This is a genomic window from Shigella sp. FJ200513 (assembly GCF_040495915.1).
Lineage (GTDB): Bacteria > Pseudomonadota > Gammaproteobacteria > Enterobacterales > Enterobacteriaceae > ECMA0423.
This window is the reverse complement of record NZ_JBDYCV010000046.1, coordinates 1-13,329: the sequence shown is the minus strand read 5'-3', so window position 1 is coordinate 13,329 and position 13,329 is coordinate 1. Positions and strand designations below refer to the sequence as shown.

The following is a 13,329-nucleotide window of genomic DNA, read 5'->3' as shown; positions in this document are numbered from 1 at the left end:
CATTTTTTACCTTACATAAAACTGATCAACGTAATTTGCCACCGGGAATTCTTTGTCAACAATTAACTCTGAGCGCGCGGCAACGCTATTCGACTGGTATCAGACGGATGAAATCCCTATAATTGCCGCGTTTGGCGCTTCGTCGCCCCCTTCCTAACATCCAGGTTAATCAGGTCGCTAAATATATGACTGATCAGTCTCATCAGTGCGTCATTATCGGTATCGCTGGCGCATCGGCTTCCGGCAAGAGTCTTATTGCCAGTACCCTTTATCGTGAATTACGTGAGCAAGTCGGTGATGAACACATCGGCGTAATTCCCGAAGACTGCTATTACAAAGATCAAAGCCATCTGTCGATGGAAGAACGCGTTAAGACCAACTACGACCATCCCAGCGCGATGGATCACAGCCTGTTGCTTGAGCATTTACAAGCGTTGAAACGCGGCTCGGCAATTGACCTGCCGGTTTACAGCTATGTTGAACATACGCGTATGAAAGAAACGGTGACGGTTGAGCCGAAGAAGGTCATCATTCTCGAAGGCATTTTGTTGCTGACGGATGCGCGTTTGCGTGACGAACTTAACTTCTCCATTTTCGTTGATACCCCGCTGGATATCTGCCTGATGCGCCGCATCAAGCGTGACGTTAACGAGCGTGGGCGTTCAATGGATTCCGTGATGGCGCAATATCAAAAAACCGTGCGCCCGATGTTCCTGCAATTCATTGAGCCTTCTAAACAATATGCGGACATTATCGTGCCGCGCGGCGGGAAAAACCGCATCGCGATCGATATATTGAAAGCGAAAATAAGTCAGTTCTTTGAATAAGCTTGATAAATTGTGTACCGTTCAGTGATAAGTTGGTATGCCCTTGACGTAATTGGCGTTAAGGGAGTGATGTGCGAAAGGAGAAAATGCCATGCGTCTGTGTGACCGAGATATTGAAGCCTGGCTTGATGAAGGCCGTTTGTCGATCAACCCACGTCCGCCAGTGGAGCGTATTAACGGCGCGACGGTGGATGTACGCCTGGGCAATAAATTTCGTACCTTCCGTGGTCACACGGCAGCGTTTATCGATCTGAGCGGTCCCAAAGATGAAGTGAGCGCCGCGCTTGACCGCGTGATGAGCGATGAGATCGTTCTCGACGAGGGCGAGGCGTTCTATCTTCACCCAGGAGAGCTGGCGCTGGCGGTGACACTGGAGTCGGTGACGCTGCCAGCCGATCTGGTGGGCTGGCTGGACGGGCGTTCCTCTTTGGCGCGTCTGGGGCTGATGGTGCACGTCACCGCGCACCGTATCGATCCGGGCTGGTCTGGTTGCATTGTGCTGGAGTTCTACAACTCCGGTAAGCTGCCGCTGGCGCTGCGTCCGGGCATGTTAATTGGTGCGCTGAGCTTTGAGCCGCTTTCCGGCCCGGCGGCGCGACCTTACAACCGCCGTGAAGATGCGAAATATCGCAACCAGCAGGGCGCGGTAGCCAGCCGAATCGATAAAGACTAATTCAGGCCCATTGAGGATACCATGAGACGATTTCTGACGACGCTGATGATACTCTTGGTCGTGCTGGTGGCCGGGTTATCTGCGTTAGTGTTGCTGGTGAATCCGAATGATTTCCGCGACTATATGGTCAAGCAAGTTGCTGCACGTAGCGGTTATCAATTGCAGCTCGACGGGCCACTGCGTTGGCACGTCTGGCCGCAGCTTAGTATCCTCTCCGGGCGAATGTCTCTCACCGCCCAGGGCGCAAGCCAGCCACTGGTTCGCGCCGACAACATGCGTCTGGACGTGGCGCTTTTACCACTACTGAGTCATCAACTGAGCGTTAAGCAGGTGATGCTAAAAGGGGCAGTGATCCAACTGACGCCGCAGACGGAAGCGGTGCGCAGTGAAGACGCTCCGGTTGCACCGCGCGACAATACCTTGCCGGATCTGTCAGACGATCGCGGATGGTCGTTTGATATATCCAGTCTTAAGGTGGCGGACAGCGTTCTGGTGTTCCAGCATGAAGATGACGAGCAGGTGACAATCCGCAATATCCGCCTGCAAATGGAACAAGATCCCCAACATCGTGGCTCATTTGAGTTCTCCGGGCGGGTTAATCGCGATCAGCGCGATCTCACGATATCCCTTAACGGTACGGTAGATGCTTCTGATTATCCGCATGATTTAACAGCGGCTATTGAACAAATTAACTGGCAGTTGCAGGGTGCCGATTTACCAAAACAAGGTATTCAGGGGCAGGGGAGTTTCCAGTCCCAGTGGCAGGAGTCACATAAACGCCTTTCATTTAACCAAATTAGTTTGACCGCCAATGACAGTACGCTGAGCGGACAAGCACAGGTCACGCTGACAGAGAAACCGGAATGGCAGCTGAGACTGCAATTCCCGCAACTGAATCTTGACAACCTCATCCCGCTTAATGAAACCGCGAATGGTGAAAACGGTGCCGCGCAGCAGGGGCAGAGCCAATCAACGTTGCCGCGCCCGGTCATTTCTTCGCGTATTGATGAACCGGCCTATCAGGGACTGCAAGGCTTTACAGCTGATATTTTGTTGCAGGCCAGTAACGTGCGCTGGCGCGGAATGAATTTTACAGATGTTGCCACGCAAATGACCAACAAGTCGGGTTTGCTGGAAATTACTCAACTGCAGGGCAAGCTTAACGGTGGAAAGGTTTCACTGCCGGGCACGCTGGACGCGACATCAATAAATCCGCGGATAAACTTCCAGCCACGGCTGGAGAACGTTGAGATTGGTACCATTCTGAAGGCGTTTAACTATCCGATTTCGTTGACCGGAAAAATGTCACTGGCTGGTGATTTCTCCGGTGCTGACATAGATGCCGACGCATTCCGCCACAACTGGCAAGGACAGGCGCATGTTGAGATGACCGACACACGTATGGAAGGGATGAACTTCCAGCAGATGATTCAGCAAGCGGTAGAGCGTAATGGCGGTGATGTGAAGGCCGCTGAAAACTTCGATAACGTGACGCGGCTTGACCGCTTTACCACCGATTTGACGTTGAAGGATGGCGTCGTGACGTTAAACGACATGCAAGGTCAATCGCCTGTGCTGGCGCTGACAGGGGAAGGCATGTTGAATCTGGCAGATCAAACCTGCGACACCCAGTTTGATATTCGGGTCGTGGGTGGCTGGAACGGGGAAAGCAAACTGATTGATTTCCTCAAAGAAACGCCAGTACCGCTGCGGGTTTATGGCAACTGGCAGCAACTCAATTACAGCCTGCAAGTGGATCAGTTACTGCGCAAACATCTACAGGACGAAGCGAAACGTCGCCTGAATGACTGGGCCGAGCGGAATAAAGATTCCCGCAATGGCAAAGATGTGAAGAAGTTGCTGGAGAAGATGTAGGTTACCAGGTGACCTGTCCTGTAGGCCTGATAAGACGCGTAAAGCGTCGCATCAGGCGTTCGCGGCGGCACTATTATATTCTGAATATGTAAGATCGAAGGCTGTTCCGTTCACTTGATGTTCCTCGCTACTATGGAACGCTCAAGCCGGTGAACGTGCCAGGGTGGCTCAATCGCCACCACCCTGGCAACCCGGGCTCCCGGCGGTAAATCGCCGCTGGCGCGGTTCCCTCATCTTATTCCTTTCGGCTATCGGGTACGGGCGCGAGGTAACATCCCTGTAAAACGCGCCCTCAGCCCACATCCATGTGGGCTGCCCCAGCCTACAGGAAACGATTCGGCGATTTACAGCCGGACCCACACCCCCGCTGTGATGTCCGTTTACCACAGACAACGCTTCATTGCTGAAGTTATAAGGCGTTACGCAGCATTGGGTAAAATGGCCGATACCATCACACCTCGTACTCCATCTCGCCATCCTTACGCAGCGGTATAATCTGCACCTTCTGCACGCGATGGCTTTCCACCTGCAACGTTTTAAGCAAATAATCCCCCACCTGAACTTCTTCGCCAGGTTTTGGAATACGCTGCAAATACTCCATCAACAGCCCGGCAATGGTGTGATATTCACGTTTTTCATCCAGCGGCAGCGGCACATATTGCACCAGATCCTCCAGCGGCATATGACCATTCGCCGTCCAGGAACCGTCCGCATTCTTCTGAATATCATGGCGGGCGTCGATCTCTTCCACTTCGTTCGGTAAGTTACCGGCAATGGTTTCAGTGACGTCACTTAATGTCACAATCCCTTCCACCGAGCCAAACTCATCCACCACAAAAGCAAAGTGCGTGCGGGCATTACGGAACTGCTCCAGGGCTGGTAACAACGGCAAGGTTTCCGGGAACACCAGCGGCTGGCGAATCAACACCCGCAGGTTGAGCGGTTCGCCGCGCAGTGACTGTTGTAGCAGGTCGATAACGTGAACAACACCGAGCAAATCTTCTGCGTCATCACCGTCGGTAACCACCAGCCGCGTATGCTGATTTCGCTCCAGCAACTGGCGGATTTCTTCTTCCGGCGCGTTGAGATCGATATGCTCAATATCGTGGCGCGACGTCATAATGCTGCTTACGGTACGCTGGTTAAGATTAAGTACCCGCTCAATCATCCGCCGTTCCTGCGGATTAAAGATCTGCTGGTTTCCATGATCCACCAGCATGGACGCGGTTTTGGCGTCCAGTTCCGCATCTTCTTTTTGCCCGCTAAGCAGGCGCATTACCGCTTCGGTAGTCCGCTGGCGTAGCGTCTGATTAGCGGAAAGAAAACGTCGCCGGTTAAAGATAGCCAACTGATTGAGTGCCTCGATCATCACCGAGAAACCAATGGCAGCGTACAGGTAGCCTTTCGGAATGACGAAGCCGAAACCTTCTGCCACCAGGCTAAAGCCAATCATCAACAGGAAGCTTAAGCAGAGAATAACGATGGTCGGGTGACTGTTAACAAATTGCGTTAACGGCTTGCTGGCCATCAACATCAGGCTGATAGCGATAACCACGGCGGCCATCATGACCAGTAAATGGTCGACCATCCCGACGGCGGTAATCACTGAGTCGAGTGAGAAAATGGCGTCCAGTACCACAATTTGCGTCACCACGCCCCAGAACTTCGCACCTTTGCGTTGTGTGGGATTATTGCTGTCTTTCCCTTCCAGCCGTTCGTTCAGCTCCATCGTGGCTTTGAACAACAGGAAGAAACCACCAAACAGCATGATTAAGTCGCGGGCGCTAAAGGTAAACGAGCGGAAGCTGAACAGCGGTTGAGTCAGGGTGACCAGCCAGGAGATTGACGCTAGCAGTAACAGGCGCATTAACATCGCCAGCAGCAGCCCGGTAACCCGTGCGCGGTCGCGCTGCTTCGGCGGTAGTTTTTCGGCGAGGATGGCAATAAAGACCAGGTTATCAATGCCGAGGACCAGTTCGATCACAATCAGCGTGATTAACCCGGCCCAGATAGACGGATCGGCAATCCATTCCATAGTAAGTACAAAACCTATTCGTTGTATGACAAATGTCACAATTCGATCATGGATAAATCGGGGCAAAAATGCAATGTTGCAGCACTATTTATCTCATATTATTTGAGGGTAATAACCTCACATTATCCCTGAATTAAAAGCGGTAATAATAAAACATTATTTAAGAAATATCGCATGTGGAGACGCAATATTAAATATTGTCAACCTAAAGAAACTCCTAAAAACCATATTGAATGATACTTAATATAATTCTTAAAAATAGCCAATTGCCGAATTGTTACCTTGCCTGCTATTCCGTTAGCTGTAACACTTCCTCCTGCATTATTGGCGAGCCAATATTCAATTACCATAATGTCACCTTATATTCGGAAGTTAATTTCCGCAATAACCCTTTCTCATCAACGATTGTATGCAGAGAGGGTTTGAAAAATTAAGCTCAATCAGTGTATTGGTAGCTAAAAAGCCAGGGGCGGTAGCGTGTCTGGATGCCTGAAAGACCAGTCTGAATTATTCTGTCAATAGCCTGCGGATGAAATCAATTTTTTTAGGACTGATGCCAGTTAAATTTTTATTCAATTAACTGCAAGGTAAATGTGCATGGCGACATTGCTATTAATAGTGCACAGGATAATTACTCTGCCAAAGTGATAAATAAACAATGATGAAATCCAAAATGAAATTGATGCCATTATTGGTGTCAGTAACCTTGATAAGCGGTTGCACAGTACTTCCGGGCAGCAATATGTCGACGATGGGCAAAGACGTCATCAAACAGCAGGACGCTGATTTCGATCTCGACAAAATGGTGAATGTTTATCCGCTGACCCCGCGCCTGATTGACCAATTACGCCCACGCCCGAATGTAGCGCGCCCCAATATGACGCTGGAAAGCGAGATCGCGAATTACCAGTATCGCGTCGGGCCGGGGGACGTTCTTAATGTCACCGTCTGGGATCACCCGGAACTCACCACGCCAGCTGGTCAGTACCGCAGCTCCAGCGACACCGGCAACTGGGTACAGCCTGACGGCACTATGTTTTACCCGTATATCGGCAAGGTTCACGTAGTCGGGAAAACGCTCGCTGAAATCCGCAGTGATATTACCGGGCGCTTAGCGACGTACATCGCTGACCCGCAGGTGGACGTTAATATCGCCGCCTTCCGCTCACAAAAGGCCTATATCTCAGGTCAGGTGAATAAATCCGGTCAACAGGCGATCACCAACGTACCACTGACCATTCTCGACGCCATCAACGCCGCAGGTGGCCTGACCGACACCGCTGACTGGCGCAACGTGGTGCTAACACACAATGGTCGTGAAGAACGCATTTCTTTACAGGCGCTGATGCAAAACGGCGACCTCAATCAGAACCGACTGCTTTATCCCGGCGATATTCTCTACGTGCCGCGTAATGATGATCTGAAAGTATTTGTGATGGGTGAAGTGAAGAAACAGAGCACCCTGAAAATGGACTTTAGCGGCATGACCCTGACTGAAGCTCTGGCCAATGCCGAAGGTATCGACATGACCACCTCCAACGCCAGCGGCATCTTTGTCATTCGTCCGCTGAAAGGCGAGGGCGGGCGTAACGGCAAGATTGCCAATATCTACCAGCTGGATATGTCCGATGCGACGTCGCTGGTGATGGCGACAGAATTCCGCCTGCAACCTTATGACGTGGTGTATGTCACCACCGCCCCGGTTTCCCGCTGGAACCGTCTGATCAATCAGTTGCTGCCAACTATTAGCGGTGTCCGTTACATGACGGATACAGCCAGCGACATTCATAACTGGTAATCGTCATGTTTAACAACATCTTAGTTGTCTGTGTCGGCAATATTTGCCGTTCCCCGATGGCGGAACGCTTACTGCAACGTTATCACCCGGAACTGAAAGTGGAGTCCGCTGGACTCGGCGCGCTGGTCGGTAAGGGCGCTGATCCTACCGCTATCAGCGTCGCCGCAGAACATCAACTGTCTCTGGAAGGCCACTGTGCACGACAAATCAGCCGCCGCCTGTGTCGCAACTATGACCTGATTTTGACCATGGATAAGCGCCATATCGAACGCTTATGCGAGATGGCACCGGAGATGCGCGGCAAAGTGATGCTGTTTGGTCACTGGGATAACGAATGTGAAATCCCCGATCCGTATCACAAAAGCCGGGAAACGTTTGCAGCGGTGTACACATTACTTGAACGGTCTGCCCGCCAGTGGGCGCAGGCATTGAACGCAGAGCAGGTATAAGAATGACAGAAAAAGTAAAACAACATGCCGCTCCGGTAACGGGCAGTGATGAAATCGATATTGGTCGCCTGGTCGGCACCGTCATTGAAGCGCGCTGGTGGGTGATTGGCATCACCGTCGTATTTGCCCTCTGTGCCGTGGTTTACACTTTCTTCGCCACGCCGATTTATAGTGCCGACGCACTGGTACAAATCGAGCAAAACAGCGGCAATTCGCTGGTGCAGGATATCGGCTCGGCATTAGCCAACAAACCGCCTGCATCGGACGCCGAGATCCAGTTGATTCGTTCGCGTCTGGTGCTTGGTAAAACGGTGGACGATCTCGACCTCGATATTGCGGTGAGCAAAAACACGTTCCCGATTTTCGGGGCGGGCTGGGATCGCCTGATGGGGCGTCAGAACGAGACGGTGAAAGTGACTACCTTTAACCGCCCGAAAGAGATGGCGGATCAGGTGTTTACGCTTAATGTGCTGGATGACAAAAACTACACCCTGAGCAGTGATGGCGGCTTTAGCGCCCGTGGGCAAGCGGGCCAGATGCTGAAAAAAGAAGGCGTCACGCTGATGGTTGAAGCCATTCACGCCCGCCCGGGCAGTGAGTTTACCGTCACCAAATACTCCACGTTGGGGATGATCAACCAACTGCAAAACAGCCTGACGGTAACGGAGAACGGCAAAGACGCAGGCGTACTGAGCCTGACTTATACCGGTGAAGATCGCGAACAGATCCGCGACATTCTTAACAGCATCGCTCGTAACTATCAGGAACAAAATATTGAGCGCAAATCGGCGGAAGCGTCGAAAAGCCTCGCTTTCCTCGCGCAACAGTTACCGGAAGTACGTAGCCGCCTCGATGTTGCCGAAAACAAACTGAATGCCTTCCGTCAGGATAAAGATTCTGTTGATCTGCCGCTTGAAGCGAAAGCGGTGCTCGATTCGATGGTGAACATCGACGCGCAGTTGAACGAACTGACCTTTAAAGAGGCGGAAATCTCCAAGCTGTACACCAAAGTTCACCCGGCGTACCGCACGCTGCTGGAGAAACGTCAGGCGCTGGAAGAAGAGAAAGCCAAACTTAACGGTCGCGTAACGGCGATGCCGAAAAACCAGCAGGAAATTGTCCGTCTGACCCGCGATGTCGAGTCTGGTCAGCAGGTCTATATGCAACTGCTGAATAAAGAGCAGGAGCTGAAAATCACCGAAGCCAGCACCGTCGGCGATGTGCGCATTATTGACCCGGCAATCACCCAGCCTGGCGTGCTAAAACCGAAGAAAGGGCTGATTATCCTCGGCGCGATTATCCTTGGCCTGATGCTCTCTATCGTGGGTGTGCTGCTGCGCTCGTTGTTTAATCGCGGCATCGAAAGCCCGCAAGTGCTGGAAGAACACGGAATCAGCGTCTATGCCAGCATCCCGCTGTCGGAGTGGCAGAAAGCGCGCGATAGCGTCAAAACCATCAAAGGGGTTAAACGCTATAAACAGAGCCAGCTACTGGCAGTGGGGAATCCAACCGATCTGGCGATTGAAGCCATCCGTAGTCTGCGTACCAGTCTGCACTTCGCGATGATGCAGGCGCAGAACAATGTGTTGATGATGACCGGGGTTAGCCCGTCAATCGGTAAAACCTTTGTCTGCGCCAACCTGGCGGCGGTGATCAGCCAGACCAATAAACGCGTGTTGTTGATCGACTGCGATATGCGCAAAGGCTACACCCACGAGCTGTTGGGCACCAATAATGTCAATGGGCTGTCGGAGATTCTGATTGGTCAGGGCGATATTACTACCGCTGCTAAACCGACCTCTATTGCCAAATTTGACCTGATCCCGCGCGGTCAGGTGCCGCCAAATCCTTCTGAACTGTTAATGAGCGAACGCTTTGCCGAACTGGTGAACTGGGCGAGTAAAAACTATGACCTGGTGTTGATTGATACGCCGCCGATTCTGGCAGTGACCGATGCGGCAATTGTTGGTCGTCATGTCGGAACCACGTTAATGGTGGCGCGTTATGCGGTCAACACATTGAAAGAAGTGGAAACCAGTCTGAGCCGCTTTGAGCAAAACGGTATTCCGGTGAAAGGGGTGATTCTGAACTCCATCTTCCGCCGCGCCAGCGCGTATCAGGATTATGGCTATTACGAATACGAATATAAGTCGGATGCGAAATAACGACGCCTGCATTCGCACCGCCCCGTAGGCCGGATAAGGCGCTCACGCCGCATCCGGCAAGCAAACCAGCTCATAAGCCGGGAGAACAACCTATGAAAGACAATCCGCTGATCTCAATCTATATGCCAACCTGGAACCGCCAACAACTGGCGATTCGGGCGATAAAATCGGTCCTGCGCCAGGACTACAGCAACTGGGAGATGATCATCGTGGATGATTGCTCCACCTCCTGGGAACAACTGCAACAGTACGTCACTGCCCTCAACGATCCGCGTATCACTTACATCCACAACGACATTAACAGCGGGGCGTGCGCGGTGCGTAACCAGGCGATTATGCTGGCGCAAGGGGAATACATCACCGGGATCGATGATGATGATGAATGGACGCCCAACCGCCTGAGCGTCTTCCTCGCCCATAAACAGCAACTGGTCACACACGCCTTTTTGTACGCTAACGACTACGTTTGCTAGGGAGAAGTTTATTCCCAACCGGCGAGCTTACCACTGTATCCCAAATCGCCGTACTCACGCCGCCTGTTCTATAAACGTAATATCATTGGCAATCAGGTCTTTACCTGGGCATGGCGTTTCAAAGAGTGTTTGTTCGATACCGAACTGAAAGCAGCACAGGATTACGACATATTCCTGCGGATGGTGGTGGAGTACGGCGAACCGTGGAAAGTGGAAGAGGCGACGCAGATCCTGCATATCAATCACGGCGAAATGCAGATCACCTCGTCACCGAAAAAATTCTCCGGATACTTCCACTTTTACCGCAAGCACAAAGACAAATTCGACCGCGCCAGTAAAAAATATCAGCTGTTTACCCTCTACCAGATCCGCAATAAACGTATGACCTGGCGCACCTTGTTGACGCTGCTGTCGGTGCGTAACGGCAAACGTCTGGCTGATGGTATTCGGGGGCGCTAAAGATGCTGGAAGATCTGCGCGCCAACAGCTGGAGTTTACGCCCGTGCTGCATGGTACTTGCCTATCGCGTCGCTCATTTTTGTTCGGTGTGGCGCAAAAAGAACGTCCTCAACAATCTGTGGGCGGCCCCGCTGCTGGTGCTGTATCGCATTATCACCGAATGCTTTTTCGGTTATGAAATCCAGGCCGCCGCGACCATTGGCCGCCGCTTTACTATCCATCACGGTTACGCCGTAGTGATCAATAAAAACGTGGTGGCGGGGGATGATTTCACCATTCGCCACGGCGTCACTATCGGCAATCGGGGTGCCGATAACATGGCATGTCCACACATTGGCAACGGCGTCGAACTCGGTGCCAACGTCATTATTCTTGGTGATATCACGCTTGGTAACAACGTCACCGTGGGTGCGGGCAGCGTGGTGCTCGACTCTGTCCCGGACAACGCGCTGGTGGTGGGAGAAAAAGCGCGAGTGAAGGTGATTAAATGAATATTCTGCAATTTAATGTGCGACTGGCGGAAGGCGGGGCAGCAGGTGTGGCGTTAGATCTCCACCAGCGTGCGCTGCAACAGGGGCTGGCGTCACATTTTGTCTACGGCTACGGCAAAGGCGGCAAAGAGAGCGTCAGCCATCAGAACTATCCGCAGGTCATCAAACATACGCCGCGGATGACCGCGATGGCGAACATTGCGTTGTTTCGTCTGTTTAATCGCGATCTGTTCGGCAATTTCAATGAGTTATATCGCACCATTACTCGCACACCGGGTCCGGTGGTCCTGCATTTTCATGTGCTGCACAGCTACTGGTTGAATCTTAACAGCGTGGTGCGCTTTTGCGAAAAAGTGAAAAACCATAAACCGGATGTCACCCTGGTCTGGACGCTGCACGACCACTGGAGTGTAACCGGACGCTGCGCCTTTACCGACGGTTGCGAAGGCTGGAAAACGGGCTGCCAGAAATGCCCGACCTTAAATAACTATCCGCCGGTGAAGATTGATCGCGCGCACCAGCTGGTGGCGGGCAAACGCCAGTTATTCCGCGAGATGCTGGCGCTGGGCTGTCAGTTTATTTCCCCCAGCCAGCATGTGGCTGACGCTTTCAATAGTCTGTACGGGCCAGGGCGTTGCCGGATTATCAATAATGGCATTGATATGGCAACCGAAGCGATTCTGGCAGATCTGCCTCCGGTGCGCGAAACTCAGGGCAAGCCGAAAATCGCAGTGGTGGCGCATGACCTGCGTTACGACGGCAAAACTAACCAGCAACTGGTGCGTGAGATGATGGCGCTGGGCGACAAAATCGAACTGCATACCTTTGGTAAGTTCTCGCCGTTCACCGCTGGCAACGTGGTTAATCACGGCTTTGAAACTGACAAGCGCAAGTTGATGAGCGCGCTCAATCAGATGGATGCGCTGGTGTTCAGTTCTCGTGTCGATAACTACCCGCTGATTTTGTGTGAGGCGCTATCGATTGGCGTGCCGGTGATTGCCACCCATAGCGATGCGGCGCGGGAAGTGCTGCAAAAATCCGGTGGTAAAACCGTCAGTGAAGAAGAGGTGCTGCAACTGGTACAGTTAAGCAAACCGGAAATCGCGCAGGCGATATTTGGTACCACGCTGGCTGAGTTCAGCCAACGCAGTCGCGCCGCCTACAGTGGACAACAGATGCTGGAGGAGTATGTCAACTTCTATCAGAATCTGTAGCTACCTGCTGCTGCCACTGATCTACCTGCTGGTTAACGTCAAAATCGCCCAGCTTGGCGAAAGTTTCCCCATCACCATCGTCACTTTTTTACCTGTCTTGTTACTGCTGTTTTTAGAACGCATCAGCATTAAAAAATTGATGATTGCCTTAGGGATTGGCGCGGGACTCACGGCGTTTAACTACCTGTTTGGTCAGTCGTTGGATGCCGGTAAATACGTCACTTCAACTATGCTGTTTGTCTATATTGTGATCATTATTGGCATGGTGTGGAGTATTCGTTTTAAAACAATTTCGCCACACAACCATCGTAAGATATTACGTTTCTTTTATCTGGTGGTCGGACTGGTGGTGGCGCTGGCGGCGGTGGAGATGGCGCAAATTATCCTCACCGGTGGCAGCAGTATTATGGAGTCGATTTCGAAATATCTGATTTACAGCAACAGCTATGTGCTGAATTTCATTAAATTCGGCGGCAAGCGCACGACAGCACTTTATTTCGAACCGGCATTTTTCGCTCTGGCATTAATCTCAATTTGGCTCAGCATCAAACAGTTTGGTATCAAAACGCCTAAAACAGATGCCCTGATTCTCGCAGGGATAATATTATCCGGATCGTTTTCAGGGGTTATGACCTTTATCCTGTTTTATTTGCTGGAGTGGGCATTTCAATATCTGAATAAAGAGGCGATTAAGAAAAAATTACCGTTAGCATTGATTTCTCTGGCTGTATTCCGGGTTGGTGTGGTAATCGCGTTTCCTTATATTTCCACCCGTCTGGGCGATTTAGGTACGGGGTAATGACTCCAACTTACTGATAGTGTTTTATGTTCAGATAATGCCCGATGACCTTGTCATGCAGCTCCACCGAT

At 51.7% G+C, this 13,329-nt stretch carries 11 protein-coding genes and 2 pseudogenes; 10 read left to right on the top strand and 3 right to left on the bottom strand.

What is annotated here, in order from left to right; genetic code table 11:
- Positions 1-185: 185 nt before the first annotated feature.
- The 3 genes from udk (at position 186) to asmA (ending at position 3,375) form a co-directional block, all read left to right on the top strand.
- The gene (udk, locus tag ABZJ92_RS11760) at positions 186-827 is read left to right on the top strand and encodes a uridine kinase (RefSeq protein ID WP_001295424.1); all 642 of its coding nucleotides are present in this window, start codon (positions 186-188) and stop codon (positions 825-827) included.
- Positions 828-918: 91 nt separating this feature from the next.
- The gene (gene dcd, locus ABZJ92_RS11755) at positions 919-1,500 is read left to right on the top strand and encodes a dCTP deaminase (RefSeq protein ID WP_001234767.1); all 582 of its coding nucleotides are present in this window, start codon (positions 919-921) and stop codon (positions 1,498-1,500) included.
- A 21-nt stretch (positions 1,501-1,521) separates the two neighbouring features.
- A complete protein-coding gene (gene asmA / locus ABZJ92_RS11750; protein WP_001252355.1) occupies positions 1,522-3,375 on the top strand; it encodes an outer membrane assembly protein AsmA in 1,854 nt (617 codons plus the stop codon).
- A gap of 451 nt (positions 3,376-3,826) precedes the next feature.
- Here the strand turns inward: asmA and ABZJ92_RS11745 are convergent, their stop codons facing one another.
- Complete coding sequence (locus tag ABZJ92_RS11745) at positions 3,827-5,410, bottom strand: TerC family protein (protein WP_005049154.1); 1,584 nt, start codon at positions 5,408-5,410, stop codon at positions 3,827-3,829.
- 200 nt (positions 5,411-5,610) lie between these two features.
- Positions 5,611-5,760 (bottom strand): hypothetical protein, encoded by a 150-nt coding sequence (locus ABZJ92_RS11740; RefSeq protein ID WP_162855178.1) that lies wholly within the window; start codon positions 5,758-5,760, stop codon positions 5,611-5,613.
- A gap of 308 nt (positions 5,761-6,068) precedes the next feature.
- Here ABZJ92_RS11740 and wza point away from each other — a divergent pair, with 308 nt between their 5' ends.
- The 7 genes and pseudogenes from wza to ABZJ92_RS11705 all read left to right on the top strand — a co-directional run.
- Entirely contained in the window at positions 6,069-7,208 is a 1,140-nt protein-coding gene (gene wza, locus ABZJ92_RS11735; RefSeq protein ID WP_000978092.1) for a polysaccharide export protein Wza, read from the top strand.
- Positions 7,209-7,213: 5 nt separating this feature from the next.
- Positions 7,214-7,657 (top strand): low molecular weight protein-tyrosine-phosphatase Wzb, encoded by a 444-nt coding sequence (gene wzb, locus ABZJ92_RS11730; protein ID WP_000482887.1) that lies wholly within the window; start codon positions 7,214-7,216, stop codon positions 7,655-7,657.
- A 2-nt stretch (positions 7,658-7,659) separates the two neighbouring features.
- Positions 7,660-9,822, top strand: coding sequence for a tyrosine-protein kinase Wzc (gene wzc / locus ABZJ92_RS11725; protein ID WP_000137200.1), 2,163 nt, complete (start codon positions 7,660-7,662; stop codon positions 9,820-9,822).
- A 92-nt stretch (positions 9,823-9,914) separates the two neighbouring features.
- Positions 9,915-10,754 (top strand): annotated as a pseudogene (wcaA, locus tag ABZJ92_RS11720) (colanic acid biosynthesis glycosyltransferase WcaA).
- 2 nt (positions 10,755-10,756) lie between these two features.
- The gene (gene wcaB / locus ABZJ92_RS11715) at positions 10,757-11,245 is read left to right on the top strand and encodes a colanic acid biosynthesis acetyltransferase WcaB (RefSeq protein WP_000888740.1); all 489 of its coding nucleotides are present in this window, start codon (positions 10,757-10,759) and stop codon (positions 11,243-11,245) included.
- Entirely contained in the window at positions 11,242-12,459 is a 1,218-nt protein-coding gene (wcaC, locus tag ABZJ92_RS11710; RefSeq protein ID WP_001023926.1) for a colanic acid biosynthesis glycosyltransferase WcaC, read from the top strand. Before wcaB ends, wcaC begins: the two co-directional genes overlap by 4 nt.
- Positions 12,434-13,252, top strand: a pseudogene (locus tag ABZJ92_RS11705) (putative colanic acid polymerase WcaD); the annotation flags it as partial. The gene wcaC and the pseudogene ABZJ92_RS11705, both read left to right, overlap by 26 nt.
- 16 nt (positions 13,253-13,268) lie before the next feature.
- On the opposite strand, the gene ABZJ92_RS11700 reads toward ABZJ92_RS11705, so the two are convergent.
- The coding region (locus ABZJ92_RS11700; protein WP_071528444.1) for an IS1 family transposase at positions 13,269-13,329 on the bottom strand (61 nt) is incomplete at its 5' end.

What these genes read in the sequence shown, in the direction of transcription:
- asmA (WP_001252355.1), top strand. Translation starts at nt 1,522, where the DNA reads ATGAGACGATTTCTGACGACGCTGATGATACTCTTGGTCGTGCTGGTG.
- wza (WP_000978092.1), top strand. Translation starts at nt 6,069, where the DNA reads ATGATGAAATCCAAAATGAAATTGATGCCATTATTGGTGTCAGTAACC.
- wzb (WP_000482887.1), top strand. Translation starts at nt 7,214, where the DNA reads ATGTTTAACAACATCTTAGTTGTCTGTGTCGGCAATATTTGCCGTTCC.
- udk (WP_001295424.1), top strand. Translation starts at nt 186, where the DNA reads ATGACTGATCAGTCTCATCAGTGCGTCATTATCGGTATCGCTGGCGCA.
- ABZJ92_RS11740 (WP_162855178.1), bottom strand. Translation starts at nt 5,760, where the DNA reads ATGGTAATTGAATATTGGCTCGCCAATAATGCAGGAGGAAGTGTTACA.
- wzc (WP_000137200.1), top strand. Translation starts at nt 7,660, where the DNA reads ATGACAGAAAAAGTAAAACAACATGCCGCTCCGGTAACGGGCAGTGAT.
- dcd (WP_001234767.1), top strand. Translation starts at nt 919, where the DNA reads ATGCGTCTGTGTGACCGAGATATTGAAGCCTGGCTTGATGAAGGCCGT.
- ABZJ92_RS11745 (WP_005049154.1), bottom strand. Translation starts at nt 5,410, where the DNA reads ATGGAATGGATTGCCGATCCGTCTATCTGGGCCGGGTTAATCACGCTG.
- wcaB (WP_000888740.1), top strand. Translation starts at nt 10,757, where the DNA reads ATGCTGGAAGATCTGCGCGCCAACAGCTGGAGTTTACGCCCGTGCTGC.
- wcaC (WP_001023926.1), top strand. Translation starts at nt 11,242, where the DNA reads ATGAATATTCTGCAATTTAATGTGCGACTGGCGGAAGGCGGGGCAGCA.